We start from the raw sequence: 17,582 nt of genomic DNA, 5'->3' as shown, positions 1-17,582 counted from the left end.
TAGAAACCCTGTCAGGCATTTATCGCTTGAGTAAGCTTGGTAGGCTAGAAGCAGTATTTATACATTGCTTTGGACAAAATCGAGATGGTTGGATCAATAAATTCAAACGCTAGGAATTCATCCGGTTGATGCGCTTGATCGATCGAACCTGGGCCGAGTACCAGTGTTGGGCATAATTGTTGTAAGAACGGTGCTTCAGTACAGTAATTCACGGTTTGTGAAGCGGTATTGCAAATCTCTTCAATGTTGCCAATAAAGGGGTGATCATGCTGACATTCATAACCCGGAATCGCATCATGCAGCGCGGTAATCTCAATGCGTCCGGGCCATTTTGCACTGACTTCATTCAGTGCATTGCGCAGCAAGTTATCGAGCCCATCTAGACTCATGCCGGGCAGCGGGCGCACATCGTAATGCAATTCGCAGCAGCCACAAATGCGGTTTGGACTATCGCCACCGTGGATATGACCGAGGTTCAAAGTAGGGTGAGGAATGGCAAAGCCTGGGTGATGGTACTCTTTGATCAATTTGTCGCGCAGTTGCATTAACGCGAACAGCACTTCATGCATGATTTCGATGGCATTTACGCCCAGAGCAGGATCAGACGAGTGGCCCGATTTTCCTGTCACTCGAATAGCGTTGGCTACGTGGCCTTTATGGCCGCGGATGGGCACAAGGCTAGTCGGCTCACCAATAATGCAGTAATCCGGTTGAAATGGTGCATGTTCAGCGAAATGACGCGCGCCGAGCATGGTGGTTTCTTCATCACAGGTCGCCAACACATACAGCGGTTTACTCTGTTTACTCCAATCGACTTTTTTCACCGCTTCGTAGATAAAAGCAAAAAAGCCTTTCATGTCTGCCGTGCCTAAGCCATAGAAACGATCATTGGCTTGCGTTAACGCGTGTGGTTCAAAATTCCAACGCCCTTCGTCAAATGGAACGGTATCACTGTGCCCCGCGAGCAGTAGGCCACCTTCGCCGCACCCTTTCTTCGCCACTAAATTGTATTTTCCCGGCGCGACTTCAATGGTGTCGACTACAAACCCTAAGCTGGAAAACCAGCTTGCCAATTTATCAATCACACTTTGGTTACCTTCGTCCCAACGAGCATCTGTGGAGCTGATGGAAGAGGTCGAAATCAGACCTTGGTAAACCTCAAGAAAACTGGGTAATTGCATATTATCTTTGCTCCTAGTATTGACAGAGTAATTGCGAGAAGGTAAAACACATATTAAATCACTTTGTGTGAATAAAAAACCGAGTTAAGTGTCTTTTTTGAAATTTATAGTCATTTTTAGATTGTCTTTTTTACCTTGAAATTGGATGTCACGAGATGTTGAAAACCACAATTATCGGAGCTAGCGGTTATACCGGCGCTGAGTTGGCGTATATGGTGCAAAAACACCCACAACTCACGCTATCAGGTTTATACGTTTCCGCCAATAGCCTAGATGCTGGAAAACCAATGGCTGAGCTGCATGGCAAACTCTCCGGTATTGTCGACATGCAGGTACAACCATTAATGGATCCGGTGAGCGTTGCAAGCCAATGTGATGTGGTGTTTTTAGCTACGGCTCATGAGGTGAGCCATGATCTCGCGCCTATTTTTCTTGCGCAAAATTGTCAAGTTTTCGACCTTTCTGGTGCTTTTCGCGTCAAAGGTGATGATTTTTACCAAAATTACTATGGTTTTAAACATCAACACCCTAAATGGTTAGAAAACGCGGTTTATGGACTGGCGGAATGGAATTGTGAGGCAATTAAGCAGAGCCAATTGATCGCTGTTGCGGGTTGCTATCCAACCGCATCGCAACTTGCGATAAAGCCTTTGGTTGAAGCGGGTTTGTTAGATACAACTCAATGGCCGGTGATTAATGCCACCAGCGGTGTCACCGGCGCGGGCAGAAAAGCGACATTAACCAACAGTTTTTGTGAAGTGAGCTTACAGCCATACGGCGTGTTTACTCATCGCCACCAACCTGAAATCGTCGCCCATTTAGGATGTGATGTGATTTTTACGCCTCACTTAGGGAATTTCAAACGCGGTATTTTGGCCACCGTGACAATGAAGCTTGCATCAGGTATTTCAGAGCAACAAGTCAGCCATGCTTTTGAGAAGGCGTACGCTAACAAACCAGCGGTTCGGCTCAAATCAACCTTGCCGAGCATCAAAGATGTTGAATTTACACCATTTTGCGACCTCGGTTGGCGAGTGCAAGGTGAGCATATTATCGTCGTGTCCGCGATCGATAATTTATTAAAGGGGGCATCGAGCCAAGCGATGCAGTGTTTAAATATTCATTACGGTTTTTCTGAGCTAACGGCTTTGGTGTAACGCACCAAGCGTAAGGGTTAAATATGATAGATACAAAGCAAAATCCATTAGTGATTAAGTTAGGCGGCGCGGCGCTGTCTTGTTCTGAAACGCTAAGCAAACTGTTTGGCGCAATCGCACTGTATCAAGCCCAAGCTCAGCGACGAATTGTCATCGTGCACGGGGGCGGTTATCTCGTCGATGACCTGATGGCGAAATTACAACTAAAAACCGTGAAGAAAGAAGGTTTGCGTGTCACGCCTTATGACCAAATTCCGCTGATTGCAGGCGCGCTGGCTGGGACAGCCAACAAAATGCTGCAAGGGCAAGCGATTAAAGATGGCTTAAATGCGGTTGGTTTATCGCTCGCTGATGGCGGGCTATGCAAAGTCGAAGAGTTGGATCCAGAACTCGGCGCAGTGGGCAAGGCTTCTCCTGGTGATTCACAAATCGTGCAAGCGATTTTAGCCGCTGGTGGTTTGCCTATTATCAGCTCGATTGGCCTGACTGCTGATGGCCAAATGATGAATGTCAACGCCGATCAAGCAGCCGTTGCAGTGGCTGGCGCATTGGACGCAGAGCTCGTTCTGCTTTCCGATGTGAGCGGTGTGCTGGATGGCAAAGGCCATTTGTTGTCGAGCCTCAATGAGCAGCAGGCCAATGCGCTGATTAAAGGCAAAGTGATCACGGATGGCATGATTGTCAAAGTGAAAGCGGCGCTGGAAGCGGCAAATGATTTAGGTCGCCCGATTGAAGTGGCGACATGGCGTTACCCAGATAAGCTCAGCAAATTGTTTGCGGGCGAAAGTATCGGGACCCAATTTTTACCTCAATAAACGCATTTAATCAGTTGTTGATAACAGCTGTAAGTAATTAATCACCCAGAGCACTGACCGCCAAGCGCAGCGCCGGGAAATGGAGAAAGTAAGATGAGCAAGGTTCAAGTCAATAAAGTCGTTGTCGCATACTCTGGCGGTCTAGATACCTCGGTAATCATTCCGTGGTTAAAAGAAAACTACGATTGTGAAGTGGTTGCCTTTGTTGCCGATGTCGGCCAAGGTGAAGAAGAATTGGTCGGCATTGAAGAGAAAGCGAAAGCGTCTGGCGCGTCAGAGTGTTATGTGGTCGATCTTAAAGAAGAGATGGTCGCTGAATACATCTACCCAACACTAAAAACAGGTGCTTATTACGAAGGTAAATACCTGCTTGGGACGTCAATGGCTCGCCCAATCATTGCCAAAGCGCAAGTTGAAGTAGCGCGTAAAGTGGGTGCCGATGCGCTGTGTCACGGCTGTACGGGGAAAGGTAATGACCAAGTGCGTTTTGAAGGTGCGTTTGCAGCCCTAGCGCCTGATTTACATGTGATTGCCCCTTGGCGTGAGTGGGACATCGTGAGTCGTGAAGAGTGTCTTGATTTCCTTGCTGAGCGTAACATTCCTTGCGCCGCTTCATTGACGAAAATTTACTCGCGTGATGCGAACGCGTGGCACATTTCGACCGAAGGTGGCGTGCTTGAGAGTACTTGGAACGCCCCTAATGAGGATTGCTGGGTATGGACTGTGGATCCAGAGCAAGCGCCAAATGAACCAGAGTTTGTCACACTGCAGGTCGCGAAAGGCGAAGTTGTTGGCGTCGATGGTGAACTGATGACGCCTTACAACGCACTCGTTTACCTTAATGAGAAAGGCTCTAAACACGGCGTTGGTCGTATCGACATCGTCGAAAACCGTTTGGTTGGTATGAAGTCTCGTGGTTGTTATGAAACCCCAGGAGGCACCATCATGATGGAAGCGTTGCGTGCTGTTGAGCAGTTAGTGCTCGATAAAGCCTCATTCGAATTTCGTGAAGAACTGGGTGTCAAAGCGTCGCATCTTGTATACGATGGCCGTTGGTTCACTCCGCTGCGTAAATCCATCATGGCCGCAGCCGATGAGCTGGCACAGGATGTTAATGGTGAAGTGGTTGTGAAGCTTTACAAAGGGCAAGCGATAGTGACGCAAAAACGTTCTGAAAACAGCTTGTACTCGGAAGAGTTTGCGACCTTTGGTGAAGATGTTGTGTATGACCAAAGCCACGCGGGCGGCTTCATTCGTCTCTATTCGTTGGCAAGCCGGATCAGAGCATTGAACGAAGCAAAAAAGAATAAAGCCTAGGTTAACACCCAAGGTAGAGACACAAAAATAACAATAAAAGATCGCTCTAGTAGCGATCTTTATTATAAAAATGATTGAGCAATTTGATGTGGTCACGCTCAGTCGCGACCTAAGAGCAGGAGATACGCAATGGCATTATGGGGCGGTAGATTTACCCAAGCAGCAGACACGAGGTTCAAAGAGTTCAACGATTCACTTCGCTTTGATTACCGATTGGCTGAACAAGACATTGTGGGCTCTATAGCATGGTCAAAGGCGTTGGTGTCAGTGAATGTTTTGGGCGAAGAGGAGCAGCAAAAACTAGAACTTGCGCTCAACGAACTCAAACTGGAAGTGATGGAAGATCCTGAGCAGATCTTACGCTCTGATGCAGAAGATATTCACTCTTGGGTTGAGCAGCAGTTGATCAGCAAAGTAGGTGATTTAGGCAAAAAGCTGCACACTGGGCGCTCTCGTAATGACCAAGTCGCGACCGATTTAAAATTGTGGTGCCGCCAGCAAGGTCAGCAATTACTGTTGGGGTTAGATCGCCTGCAAACGAAACTAGTGTCGGTTGCTCAGCAGCACCAAGCGACGGTTTTGCCCGGTTATACCCACCTGCAACGTGCGCAACCAGTGACCTTTGCGCATTGGTGTTTGGCCTATGTTGAAATGTTTGAGCGTGATTACTCTCGTTTAAATGATGCGATTAAGCGCCTTGATACTTGTCCGCTTGGCTCCGGCGCGCTGGCAGGTACGGCCTATCCGATTGATCGTGAACAGCTTGCTCATCATTTAGGGTTTCGCCGTGCCACGCGTAACTCGCTCGATTCAGTATCTGACCGAGATCACGTGATGGAATTGATGTCGGTGGCGTCGATCTCGATGCTGCATTTATCGCGTTTGGCGGAAGATATGATCTTCTACAACTCGGGTGAGTCTGGTTTTATCGAACTGGCTGACACCGTGACTTCGGGTTCATCCTTGATGCCGCAAAAGAAAAACCCTGATGCATTAGAGCTGATCCGTGGCAAAACTGGCCGTGTTTATGGCTCGCTTGCGGGCATGATGATGACGGTCAAAGCCTTACCATTGGCTTATAACAAAGATATGCAAGAAGACAAAGAAGGGCTGTTTGACGCGCTGGATACTTGGAACGACTGCATGGAAATGGCTGCGCTTTGCTTTGATGGCATCAAAATTAAAACCGAACGGACTTTAGAAGCGGCCAAACAAGGCTATGCCAATGCTACCGAATTAGCTGATTATTTAGTCGCCAAAGGGATCCCTTTCCGTGAAGCGCACCATATTGTGGGCGTAGCGGTGGTTGGCGCGATCGCGAAAGGGTGTGCGCTTGAAGAACTGACCCTTGCCGAGCTTAAAGAGTTTTCGTCGGTCATTGAAGATGATGTTTATGCGATCCTCACCATCGAATCTTGCTTAGAAAAACGCAGCGCTTTAGGTGGCGTTTCGCCAAAACAAGTGGCCTATGCGGTTGACCAAGCCAAAGCGCGTTTAGACAAACGTGACACCACGGCGGTGAAAGTTCGTCCTGCCCGTTTGACGGATATTGAAACGCTAGAAAGTATGGTCACTTATTGGGCGAATATGGGAGAAAACTTGCCCCGTTCACGCAATGAGTTGGTGCGCGATATTGGTTCGTTTGCCGTGGCGGAACACCATGGTGAAGTGACGGGATGCGCCTCGTTATATGTCTATGACTCTGGGTTGGCTGAAATTCGTTCGCTTGGTGTAGAAGCAGGTTGGCAAGGTCAAGGACAAGGAAAAGCGATCGTCTCGTATTTGGTGAATAAAGCGCGGCAAATGGCGATTAAGAAAGTGTTTGTTCTGACTCGAACGCCAGAGTTTTTCATGAAGCATGATTTTATTCCAACCTCAAAAAGCTTACTGCCAGAGAAAGTGCTTAAAGATTGTGAACAATGCCCACGGCAGCACGCTTGTGATGAAGTGGCGCTTGAGATCAATTTGGTTGAGCAGATCATCAAGCGAGTCAACGTCGCTTAATGCGTTGATTACCAACGCGATCATTGCCGTTAATGAGGCCTTGGAAAAAGATCTCAAAAAGATCGAATGATCACGGAACAATTTAAGAAAAGCGTGGTCTATAACTGTACCACTGCTTTTTCTTAGAAGAATCTAAGAAGGCCCCAAACCTACTATTGGTTCTGGGGCTTTTTCTTTTGTGCTCTTTAGCTTTTTATTTGTCGCGCCCTTGCCGCTTACGCCAAGGGAGTACCACAAACTTCATCCACAGATGTAAAAACAGCAAACCGTTAAAGGCAAAACCCGCTATTAGCAAGCTGATCGATTCAATGGTTTTAGGGTTCTCCCTGCATAACCACCACCACACAAGCCAGCACCCAACAGACAAAACAGTGAGCTGATCCATACAACGTTGGCAGCGACCGATTTTTTTCCAAAACCACGAAGATTGGCAGTTATTGCAAGGCATAAGCGCGTTCATTGAAAGAGAAAATAACGGCAGTATAACGTGCGCGAAGGTGTGAGTCTAAGGCGCGGCTGAAACTAAAGCGTATAAAAAACGGCCGCACAAGGGCGACCGCATGAATGGATGTTGAAAATTAACAGCCCGGACCGCAGTCCATGCAATGCTTTATCATCTCAGGACCTAAATGCAGTTTAGCGTTTAGATCACGCAGCGCGGTGCGCACGCCTTCTTCAATTACGGGGTGATAAAAAGGCATATCCAACATCTGTGAAATCGTCATCTGATTTTGATGTGCCCACGCCAGCAAATGAGCCAAGTGCTCTGCATTCGGCCCCATCATTTCAGCGCCTAAAAATCGCCCTGTTCCTTGTTCGCCATACACATGCAATAACCCTTTATTGCGCAGCATGACGCGTGAACGGCCTTGATTTTCAAACGACACAGTACCGATAGCAAAACAGCCACAATTTCCCAAACGAGTGGTTAGCTGTTTGTAGGATTCACCGACCATCGCAATTTGTGGGTCTGAAAAAACCGCTGAGATAGAGGAACGACGAAGCCCGGCGCGAATATCTGGGTAGCGGCCAGCGTTATCCCCTGCAATACGACCTTGATCGGCTGCTTCATGAAGCAGTGGCAGTTGATTACTAGCATCACCAGCAATGAAAATACTGTCTACAGAGGTTTGCAGCGTATAGTGATCAGCCGTTGGTACGCCGCGCGTATCAAGGGCTACATCGGTATTTTCAATTGCCAATTTATCTACGTTCGGGCGACGACCGGTTGCCGCCAACACATAGTCAACGACAAATGTCTCGAGCTGCCCTTCACGGTTGATGAATTGGATTTCAACTTTGTCGTTTTGGCCTGTTGGAGAAGCAATGCGTTTCATGCTTTCCACTTTAACGTCAGCGTCTAAATAGAATTCTTCTTTAAACGTTTTATCGGCGTAAGCCATCACATCAGGGTCGGTTAATGGGCCAACTTGTCCACCAATGCCGAACAGCTTCACTTTTACCCCTAAGCGATGTAAGGCTTGACCTAGTTCTAAGCCAATCACCCCTGGGCCAAATACGGCAACAGATTCGGGTAAGTCGTCCCACTCAAATAGGTCATCATTAATGATTAAGCGATCGCCAAGTTCATGCCATACCGCGGGGTAGGCTGGGCGAGAACCGGTAGCAATCACGATCCGCTTGGCGCTGATTCGTGTATGGTTGTCGACCTGTAGGGTGTGGTTGTCGATAAATTGGGCGTAGCCTGAGATTTTGTCTTCAGCGGGGATCTCCTCAACGCCTTCAAGCACAAATCCGACAAAGCGGTCACGTTCACGTTTTACCCGCGCCATCACTTCACGTCCATTAATGACAATTTCACCTTGAGGATGAACACCAAAAGCAGGAGCTTTGTGGATGTGATGGACGCTTTCAGCGGCCGCAATCAGTAACTTAGATGGCATGCAGCCGACGCGAGCGCATGTGGTTCCGTATGGGCCACCTTCGATCATGACGACACTAGTCGTATGTGCTTTTGCTGCACGATAAGCGCCGAGTCCAGCGGTCCCACCACCAATAATGGCTACATCAACGTTTAACTGTTTCATCATCGCTTTCTCTAAATTTGGAATGTGGATAGTCGATGGCAACATTTAATAATGCTGTCATTGAGTCTAAATGAGGAGGATGCCCTAGGAAGATTTTCCTAGGGCAGGCGTGATTAGCCCAGGTAAGCTTCTAGCTCTTCGCTGCCGCCGATGTGTTTACCACCAACGAAAACTTGCGGAACGGTGGTACGGCCTGTGATAGCTCGTAAGCTCACTGTGGTTGCATCTTTACCCAATACCACTTCTTCATATTGAAGACCGTGGTCAATCAAGAGTTGTTTTGCTTTAGTGCAGAATGGGCAACCTGGTTTAGTAAATACGGTAACCGATTCTTGTGTTTGATAGTTAGGTGCAATGTATTTCAGCATGGTGTCAGCATCTGATACTTTGAACGGGTCACCCGGTTCATCAGCTTCGATAAACATTTTTTCGATGATGCCATCTTTGACTAGCATGCTGTAACGCCATGAACGTTTGCCAAAACCGATTTGGCTTTTATCAACTAACATACCCATACCGTCAGTAAATTCGCCATTGCCATCAGGAATGAAAGTAATATTCTCTGCTTCTTGGTCTGCTTTCCAAGCATTCATCACAAAGGTATCGTTCACCGAAACACATAGGATGTCATCAACGCCATGCTCTTTAAACACCGGGTACAGTTCGTTGTAACGCGGCAAGTGGCTTGATGAACAGGTTGGGGTGAAGGCACCTGGCAAGCTAAATACGATAACGGTTTTACCTTTGAATAATTGATCTGTTGTGAGATTAACCCAAGCATCACCTTGACGAGTAGGGAAAGTGACTTGTGGTACCGCTTGGCCTTCTTTAGATACTAACATTCTATTTTCCTTGTGATTTTCTAAGTTAGGTTATGATTTTAAGAGCCGCTGCTCTCATTTGTTGAAGCCATTATGGAAGAAAACCTTTGATAGCTCCAATCGTTTGATGCTATGGTTTTGATAGGTGGATTCTATTGAGATTGAAGATGAACATTCGTGATTTTGAGTACTTAGTATCATTAGCTGAACATAAACATTTTCGTAAAGCAGCAGAAGCTTGTTTTGTGAGCCAGCCAACACTCAGTGGCCAGATCCGCAAACTGGAGGATGAGCTGGGAACGGTATTATTAGAGCGCAGCAGTCGCAGAGTATTGTTCACCGATTCGGGCCTGCAATTGGTCGATCAGGCCAAGCGTATTTTAAGTGAAATCAAAACCTTCAGAGATATGGCTAGCGGCCAGGGTGGCTCGATGAGTGGTCCTATCCATATTGGGTTCATTCCCACTTTAGGCCCCTACCTTTTGCCGCGTATTGTGCCTTTTTTAAAAGAGCAATTTCCTGAACTGGAGCTCTATTTACACGAAGCGCAAACCCAACAGCTTGTGCGCCAGTTAGAAGATGGAAAACTCGATTGTTTAGTGTTGGCCTCCGTTGCGGAAACGGCTCACTTTAAAGAGATTGATCTGTATGACGAAGCATTGAGTATTGCCGTGCCTAGTGGGCATGAATGGGCTGCAAAAAGTGAAGTAAGTATGTTGGATTTGAAAGGGCGAACGGTATTGGCTTTAGGTGACGGTCATTGCTTACGCGATCAAGCCTTAGGTTTCTGTTTTGCGGCAGGCGCAAAAGATGACGAACGTTTTAAAGCGACCAGCTTAGAGACGCTGCGTAATATGGTCGCAGCGGGTGGGGGAATTACCCTGTTACCTGAACTCTCTTTACCAGATGTCAAAGAGAAGGATGGTGTTTGTTACCTTAAAGCGGTCAACCCGCAGCCTTCACGCCGCTTAGTATTAGCTTATCGGCCGGGATCGCCATTGAGGCAGCGTTTTGAGCAGTTGGCTCACGCAATCAAAACAAAGCTAAATGAGAAATAAAAAAAGAGGCTAAATTTAGCCTCTTTTTACTGAGCTTTAGAATAGCTCTTCACCTGTAGGTGAAGAGTAGATGTTGTCAGAGACACTCTCTGCGACATACTCGGTTGGCTCTGTGCCTTGAATGAAGTATTCAAACATCGAGCTTGAATCAAACTTATTGGTTAACAAGCCGGTATCGATATCGATTCTTACCCGCACAATATTGGCGGGAATGGGTTTGTCTTGCGCTGGCACATCGACCAGTACTTGACGCATAAAATCAATCCAAGCGGGTTGTGCCGTTTTTGCTCCCGCTTCCGCACCGGATACACCATCGTCATCTACATTGCTGTTTTCGGTTGTCCTACCTAAGTTGCGGTTATGATCATCAAATCCGACCCAAGCAATAGCGACCATGCCCGGTGCATAGCCGTTGTACCACGCATCTTTGGAGTCATTGGTCGTTCCTGTTTTACCACCAATATCACGACGCCCCAGCTTTTGTGCACGCCAGCCTGTACCATTCCAACCTGTTCCTTCACGCCAATTTCCGCCACCCCAAATATTGCTGTACATCATCTCTCGGACAAGAAATGCGTTTTGTTCGGAAATTACTTGTGGAGCATAGTGCGATGCAACATCTTGTTCATCGAACTCATTTGTGTCTGGGGTGCATTGCTGTTGGCAAACGACTTTTGGTGTGGCTTGATACTCAAGTTTGCCAAAGGGATCTTCAACTTTGCTGATGTAATAGGGTTCAACATAATAGCCACCATTGGCAAACACGGAATAGCCTTGCGCCATCTTAACCGGCGTTAAGCTTCCCGCACCTAAGGCAATGGTTTCTGAGCGTGGTACTTGGTCAATATCAAAACCAAAGCGAGTGAGATACTCACGTGTTTCATCCAGCCCAACAGCGCGTAGCACTCTCACCGCCATCACGTTTTTGGATTGAGCCAAGCCAACGCGAAGACGAGTTGGGCCAATATAAGTCGGTGGTGAGTTTTTAGGACGCCATGCTGTACCTTGGCTTTGGTCCCACTGGTTAATCGGCGCATCATTAATGAGCGTCGCTAAGGTCATGCCTTTATCGATGGCGGCAGAGTAGATAAAGGGTTTAATACTTGAGCCGACCTGGCGCACCGATTGAGTCGCACGGTTAAATTTATTGTGCACAAAGTTAAAGCCGCCAACCAGCGCCAGTACCGCCCCATTTTCTGGGTTCATGGCAACAAAGGCAGTGTTGGCATTGGGTACTTGGCTTAAGTACCACTGTGGTACTTCGTCGGTGGTATGGTCATCACTGTATTCAGCACGATTACGTACCCAAATTTGTTCACCAGCGGCGATGATTTCCATCGCTGTACTCGGAACCGGTCCTTGTCGAGAATCAGTTAAGAAACGGCGAGCCCAGTTCATGCCTTGCCATTCAATGGTCTGCAATCCTTGGTTCTTAACCCAAACCGTAGCCGATTGGCTGCTTACGTGGGTAACGACGGCTGGTAATAAATCTCCATAAGTCGGTTCATTATTTAAGTGCTCGGCCAGTTGCTGTTCATTCAATGGCGTTTGGCCTTCTTTCCAAACTACTTTTTCAGCACCGCGATAGCCATGACGCTCATCATAGGCGAGTAGGTTATTGATTGCAGCTTTACTCGCGGCTTGCTGCTGTTTGGAATCTACCGTTGTGGTGACAATCATGCCAGAGGTATAGGCCGACTCTTCACCATAGCGCTCCACCATCCATGAACGGGCGATTTCTGCCACATAAGGTGCATTAAGTTCAATTTCAGCACCGTGGTATTTCGACATTAAGGGCTCAGAGCGGGCTTGCGTATATTGCGCTGGGGTTATGTATTTCTCATCAAGCATTCTCTGTAGCACCACGTTACGGCGGTTAGTCGCGCGATCTAGAGAATAGATAGGGTTCATAGTTGAAGGTGCTTTGGGAAGTCCTGCAATCAGGGCAATTTCACTCAGCGTTAAATCTTTGACTTCTTTTCCAAAATAAACTTGGGCTGCCGCTCCAATTCCATACGATCGGTAACCGAGATAAATTTTATTGAGATAAAGCTCTAGGATTTCTTTTTTCGTCAGCAATTGTTCGATATGAATAGCGATAAAAATCTCTTTGATTTTTCGCATGATCTTCTTCTCATTAGAGAGGTAGAAGTTACGAGCAAGCTGCTGAGTAATGGTACTTGCACCTTGTTTAGCGCTACCTGAGGCGATCACAGCGACCGCAGCACGAGTGATACCAATTGGGTCAAAACCATAGTGTTCGTAGAAGCGGCTATCTTCGGTGGCGATAATCGCTTCGATAAGTTCAGGCGGGATCTCTTCAATACGCAGCGGAACTCGGCGCTTTTCTCCAAATTGGGCGATGAGCTTGCCATCTTGACTATAGACCTGCATCGGTGTCTGCAATTGTACATCACGTAAAGTCGCTACATCGGGGAGGTCTGGCTTCACGTAAAAATAGAAGCCAAATATCGTAGTGACTCCAAGAATAATGCAAATCAATGAAAGTAATAACAATCGCTTTATGAACTTCACCGGATAATCCCTGTTTAGTTAAGGCTGCCCTTATGCAAACCCTTGTACTCTAGGCTAAAAATTTAGCTCTAAAAATAAATTGTGGCTTATTTAACCTCAAAATAAGCAAATCGAGCTAAGCCTAAGCAGCGTTACTGGAGCTAAGCCGTATGGGTAAATCAATGGTTACGGGTATAGATATTGGCCACCATAGTATTAAAGCGGTGGTGTTAAAGCTAGCGGGTGATTCATATGCACTCGTCGGTTATAAAGAATTATTTATTACTGAGGACATATTCTCCGATAACCACACGCTGGATTATCAGAAAATTGTAAAGAAACTCAAAGAACTAAGAAAGGGTTTACCACTATTTAGTCGCAAAGTCGCCATATCGGTACCGGACAATGCGGTAATAAGTAAGGTATTACAGATAGATAGTGACCTGCAGGCGCGTGAAAAAGAGTTTGCTATTTATCAGGCATTTTCTCATCAGTCACCGTTCCCGATAGAAGAACTGAGTCTCGATTTCGTCAAAGTGATGGAAAAAAGCGTAAGTCGCAGTAGCACCGTAAGTTATCAAGTTTACGCCACTCGTAAAGACGTCGTGGAAAGCCGTGCGTTAGCGGCTCAAAAAGCGGGCTTTTTACCGATCGCGGTTGATGTGCAAATACACAGTTTGTTAAACATTTGGCAGTTGGCGAGCAGGGCACAACATCGCAGCGATTGGATGCTCATGGATGTGGGCCATACCCAAACGGCGCTCTGTATTGATTTTACTGATAAAGCCCCTTTTCATAAAGAGATCCCTCTCGGTTGTCAGTGGTTGTCCCAAGACAGCGCGATGTCGGGCACCAATGCGGAATTAGCCGATAAAAACGAGCGCTTTGTGCATGAGTTGATCGAGCGACTTCAACGTCAGTTGCAGCTTTTCACCTCCGTCAATGGCGCGGGCAGTTTAGCAGGCATTTGGCTCTCAGGTGGTGGTGCAGATACTCCGATGTTGGCGCAAGAGATCTCGCGGCGTCTCAAGCTTGAGTGCGAGATTCTCGATCCCTTTCTTCTGTTTAACAATAAGTTAGCGAAACGCCAGCGAGGTAAGCAGTCTGGGCAGAGTTTTAGCACCGCAGCTGGTCTTGCACTGCGTGGTATCGAGTGGTTGGAGTCTTCTCATGTTGCATAGTATTAACTTACTGCCTTGGCGAGAGGAACAAAGAGCGGCGCATAAGCGTCGTTTTATGGGCTTGGTCGTCTTAGGTGTGATGAGCGCTGTTGGTATTCAATGGGGTATCGGTTTGTATTTCTCTGGGCAAGCGCAGCAGCAAGAGTCTCGTTTGGCTTATTTGAATCAATACATTCAGCAGCTTGATAAACAGATCAATGCATTAAAAATGACGGAACAAGAACACAAGGCACTATTAACTCGCTTATCGGTTGTTGAGTCATTGCAAAGTCAACGCAATAAAACCACCGAGTTGATGAACTTGATGCCACAGCTTATGCCTGAAGGAGTCTACGTCGATAAGATCAAAATGAATGGTGAAGAAATTGAAATTACGGGCATCAGTGACAGCACTGCGCGTCTTGCGACCATGCTCGATAATTTTGAAAAATCAGCCTTACTTTCCGATGTCAACATGCACTCTATCGTGCACGGTAATAAGCGATTTGGTAAGGAGTTTCAGACGTTTAAAGTGTCATTTATGTTTCATTCGCCGACACCACAGGGCGCTGCACTAACCAAGATTCGGCCTACAGGAGCTGTCCATGACTAGTTTTCAAGATCTTGATATGGATGAAATGGCTGAATGGCCGTTGCTGCCTCAACTGCTGGTTATTTTGGTGTTGATGCTGATTATTCAAGGCGTTGGCGCGTGGTTCTACCTGATGCCTCAAAATGAGCAATTGCAGAACTTAAAACAGCAAGAAGAGGTGCTGAAATCGACCTTACGGATTAAGGCTAGCAAAGCCGCCACCTTACCCCAGTTGCAAGCTCAACTGGATGAATTAACTGAACGTTATGATTTTTTATTACGCCAATTACCCGTGCAAAAAGAGCTCGCAAGCATGCTCGCATCGGTCAATGAACTAGGGCTAGATAACGCGTTAACCTTTACTCGTATTGATTGGGGAGAAAAACAGAATAAAGAGTTTCTGTATCGTTTGCCGCTCAATATCGAATTAACTGGTAATTACCACGACATTGGTGATTTCTCAGAGGCGATCGCGAAATTGCCCCGCATTATTAATTTCGATGATGTTGATTGGCAACGGGTTAGCCAGGAAAGCAGCACGTTACATTTTAGGGTGCGCGCTTATACCTACCAATTCAAGCAAGAGGTGGACGATGAAAAACAATAATCTGCTGCTGATGGTGCTGTTTAGTACCAGTGTATTGGTTGGTTGTAAGGCGAATCAAGATTCATTGAAGGTTTATGTGGAGCAGGTCGAGGGGCAAGCACGCAAAGAAGTCTCCAAATTAAAACCCATTATTCAATTTGAAGTTGCTCATTATGCGCAACATGAATCCCGCGAACCTTTTGTGCTGCCTAAAGAAGCGATTGTACAAAATCAGCCTGTAGTGAAGGCAGATTGCTGGCAACCTCCGGCTCGCAGTAAAAATGGCCAGCTAGAGCGCTATCCGCTTAATCAACTTCGATTAAAAGGCGTGATGAGTAGCGGGGGCGCGGTATCGGCATTAGTGCAAACGCCCCAAGGCAAGGTCGTCAATGTGAAAGCGGGACAATATTTAGGTTTGAATCACGGCAAAGTTACTCGAGTTGATTCCAATTACCTGCTGATCAATGAAACCTTGCCAGACGGCTTAGGTTGTTGGAATCAACGTAACGTCAAATTGGCTCTGAAATAGAATTTGAATTTAGAGAAATCACTATGATTAAAGGACTACAGACACAAATGACTATGGTATTTCGGAGCCTCTTATTTGGCTTATTATTGAGTGTGGCAGGGCTAAGTGTGGCGGCAGAAACGACGCAGACCAACGAGCTTAAAGGCATTGATTTTCGAGTCAATAAAAACAAAGACGCTGTATTGATTGTTGAACTCGCATCACCTTCGACAGTAGTTAATGTGCAGAAAGTGGCTGACGGTTTACAAATTGAACTGCTTAAGACGGATGTCTCCAATGAGAAACTGTATGTCTTGGACGTCAAAGATTTTGCAACCGTTGTTGAGAGTATCGAGGTATTGCGCAAAGAGCCAAGTACACAGTTACTGGCGACCATTCATGGCGAGTTTAAGTATGATTACAGCTTGAAAGGGAAATACCTTGAGGTGGTGATTGGCAAACTGAAAGAACAAGAAAAACCTAAGCCGAAGAGCATTCTTGAGAAAGAGGGCAAGCTTATCTCGATTAACTTTCAAGATATTCCTGTGCGAAATGTTTTGCAGCTTATCGCAGATTATAACGTGTTTAACCTAGTCGTCTCAGATTCGGTCACTGGTAACCTGACGCTACGGCTTGATGGCGTGCCTTGGCAGCAAGTGCTCGATATCATTTTGCAAGTCAAGGGATTAGATAAGCGTGTTGACGGCAATGTGATTTTAGTTGCACCTAAAGAAGAGTTGGATTTACGTGAAAAGCAGCAGCTTGAAAAGGCACGTTTGGCTGAAGAGTTGGGCGATCTACGTTCTGAAATCATCAAAATTAATTTTGCTAAGGCGTCTGATATTGCGCAGATGATTGGCGGTGAAGGGGCGGTCAGCATGTTGTCTGAGCGAGGTTCCATCAGTATCGACGAGCGAACCAACTCACTGCTGATCCGTGAATTGGCTGAGAATATTGTGGTGATACGCCAAATTGTTGAATCGCTCGATATCCCGGTCAAACAGGTACAGATTGAAGCGCGCATTGTTACGGTCAACGAAGGTAATTTGGATGAACTTGGCGTACGCTGGGGCTTTACTTCGACCAATGGCAACAACACCGCAGGCGGAAGTATTGAAAGTAATTTATTCCAAGTGGGCAAGTTGGGGGAAAGCACATTGCCCGTTGATGACTTCCTTAACGTAAACTTAGCGGCGACCTCCGCTAACGCCTCAAGTATAGCCTTCCAAGTGGCTAAGTTGGGGTCGGATATGTTGTTGGATTTAGAGCTTTCAGCGCTGCAACGTGAGTCGAAAGCGGAGATCATTTCCAGCCCTCGTTTGATCACGACCAACAAGAAACCCGCTTACATCGAGCAGGGTACGGAGATCCCTTATCTGGAGTCTTCTTCCAGCGGCGCAACGACAGTCGCCTTCAAAAAAGCGGTGCTGAGTTTAAAAGTGACGCCGCAGATAACGCCGGATAATCGCTTAGTGTTAGATCTCAGTGTCACTCAAGACCGGCCTGGGGATATTGTAAAAACAGGGACGGGAGAAGCGGTTGCAATTAATACTCAGCGTATTGGCACTCAAGTATTGGTCAATAATGGAGAAACCGTGGTCCTTGGTGGAATATTCCAACATAGCGTCAACAATACGGTGGATAAGGTGCCATTACTTGGTGATTTGCCATTACTTGGTGCATTGTTCCGCCGTTCCTATGAACAAGTAGGCAAAAGTGAGCTGCTGATTTTCGTGACACCGAAAGTCGTCATTCAATAACTTACGGCTGATATTGCGATTGGTTAAAAAATAAAGTTGCATTAGTGGCACCATATCTAGA

General features: G+C 46.7%; 15 protein-coding genes. 10 read left to right on the top strand and 5 right to left on the bottom strand.

Annotated features, from left to right (window positions below; translation table 11 throughout):
- Nucleotides 1–44 precede the first annotated feature (44 nt).
- Nucleotides 45–1,181, bottom strand: a complete 1,137-nt coding sequence (argE, locus tag AACR75_RS13930; RefSeq protein ID WP_047690581.1) for an acetylornithine deacetylase — start codon at nt 1,179–1,181, stop codon at nt 45–47.
- 155 nt (nt 1,182–1,336) lie between these two features.
- Here argE and argC point away from each other — a divergent pair, with 155 nt between their 5' ends.
- From argC to argH, 4 genes are all read left to right on the top strand, one after another.
- Nucleotides 1,337–2,338, top strand: a complete 1,002-nt coding sequence (argC, locus tag AACR75_RS13925; protein WP_017049213.1) for an N-acetyl-gamma-glutamyl-phosphate reductase — start codon at nt 1,337–1,339, stop codon at nt 2,336–2,338.
- Between the two features lie 23 nt (nt 2,339–2,361).
- The gene (gene argB / locus AACR75_RS13920; protein WP_017049212.1) at nt 2,362–3,153 is read left to right on the top strand and encodes an acetylglutamate kinase; all 792 of its coding nucleotides are present in this window, start codon (nt 2,362–2,364) and stop codon (nt 3,151–3,153) included.
- A gap of 93 nt (nt 3,154–3,246) precedes the next feature.
- Nucleotides 3,247–4,470 carry an argininosuccinate synthase gene (locus AACR75_RS13915; RefSeq protein ID WP_047690578.1) on the top strand — a complete coding sequence of 408 codons (1,224 nt, stop codon included), beginning with the start codon at nt 3,247–3,249 and terminating at the stop codon, nt 4,468–4,470.
- Nucleotides 4,471–4,599: 129 nt separating this feature from the next.
- Entirely contained in the window at nt 4,600–6,474 is a 1,875-nt protein-coding gene (gene argH / locus AACR75_RS13910) for an argininosuccinate lyase (RefSeq protein ID WP_013855879.1), read from the top strand.
- Between the two features lie 193 nt (nt 6,475–6,667).
- Here argH and AACR75_RS13905 read toward each other — a convergent pair whose 3' ends face one another.
- The 3 genes from AACR75_RS13905 to AACR75_RS13895 form a co-directional block, all read right to left on the bottom strand.
- Nucleotides 6,668–6,922, bottom strand: a complete 255-nt coding sequence (locus AACR75_RS13905; protein ID WP_013855880.1) for a DUF3624 domain-containing protein — start codon at nt 6,920–6,922, stop codon at nt 6,668–6,670.
- Nucleotides 6,923–7,052: 130 nt separating this feature from the next.
- Entirely contained in the window at nt 7,053–8,522 is a 1,470-nt protein-coding gene (locus AACR75_RS13900) for a dihydrolipoyl dehydrogenase (protein ID WP_047690660.1), read from the bottom strand.
- Nucleotides 8,523–8,635: 113 nt separating this feature from the next.
- Complete coding sequence (locus tag AACR75_RS13895; protein WP_047690576.1) at nt 8,636–9,364, bottom strand: redoxin family protein; 729 nt, start codon at nt 9,362–9,364, stop codon at nt 8,636–8,638.
- Between the two features lie 146 nt (nt 9,365–9,510).
- Here AACR75_RS13895 and oxyR point away from each other — a divergent pair, with 146 nt between their 5' ends.
- On the top strand, nt 9,511–10,401 hold the full coding sequence (gene oxyR / locus AACR75_RS13890) for a DNA-binding transcriptional regulator OxyR (protein WP_026027425.1): 891 nt from the start codon (nt 9,511–9,513) through the stop codon (nt 10,399–10,401).
- 36 nt (nt 10,402–10,437) lie between these two features.
- On the opposite strand, the gene AACR75_RS13885 is transcribed toward oxyR, so the two are convergent.
- Nucleotides 10,438–12,936 (bottom strand): penicillin-binding protein 1A, encoded by a 2,499-nt coding sequence (locus AACR75_RS13885; protein WP_047690573.1) that lies wholly within the window; start codon nt 12,934–12,936, stop codon nt 10,438–10,440.
- Between the two features lie 149 nt (nt 12,937–13,085).
- Here AACR75_RS13885 and pilM point away from each other — a divergent pair, with 149 nt between their 5' ends.
- From pilM to AACR75_RS13860, 5 genes are read left to right on the top strand one after another with little or no spacing between them, the layout of a single operon-like run.
- Complete coding sequence (gene pilM / locus AACR75_RS13880; RefSeq protein WP_047690571.1) at nt 13,086–14,096, top strand: type IV pilus assembly protein PilM; 1,011 nt, start codon at nt 13,086–13,088, stop codon at nt 14,094–14,096.
- Nucleotides 14,086–14,688, top strand: a complete 603-nt coding sequence (locus AACR75_RS13875) for a PilN domain-containing protein (protein ID WP_047690569.1) — start codon at nt 14,086–14,088, stop codon at nt 14,686–14,688. The genes pilM and AACR75_RS13875 overlap by 11 nt, the downstream gene beginning before the upstream one ends.
- Nucleotides 14,681–15,274: a type 4a pilus biogenesis protein PilO gene (locus AACR75_RS13870; protein ID WP_013855887.1), complete on the top strand. Its 594-nt coding sequence runs from the start codon at nt 14,681–14,683 to the stop codon at nt 15,272–15,274. The genes AACR75_RS13875 and AACR75_RS13870 overlap by 8 nt, the downstream gene beginning before the upstream one ends.
- Complete coding sequence (locus AACR75_RS13865; protein ID WP_017047272.1) at nt 15,261–15,782, top strand: pilus assembly protein PilP; 522 nt, start codon at nt 15,261–15,263, stop codon at nt 15,780–15,782. The genes AACR75_RS13870 and AACR75_RS13865 overlap by 14 nt, the downstream gene beginning before the upstream one ends.
- Before the next feature lie 23 nt (nt 15,783–15,805).
- Nucleotides 15,806–17,521, top strand: a complete 1,716-nt coding sequence (locus tag AACR75_RS13860; RefSeq protein WP_047690566.1) for a type IV pilus secretin PilQ — start codon at nt 15,806–15,808, stop codon at nt 17,519–17,521.
- The last annotated feature ends 61 nt before the right edge of the window (nt 17,522–17,582 follow it).

Origin of the sequence: Vibrio sp. ZOR0018, from assembly GCF_963865925.1 — a bacterium.
Lineage (GTDB): Bacteria > Pseudomonadota > Gammaproteobacteria > Enterobacterales > Vibrionaceae > Vibrio > Vibrio anguillarum.
The sequence above is the reverse complement of the archived record's forward strand: the minus strand, read 5'-3'. Positions and strand labels throughout refer to the sequence as shown.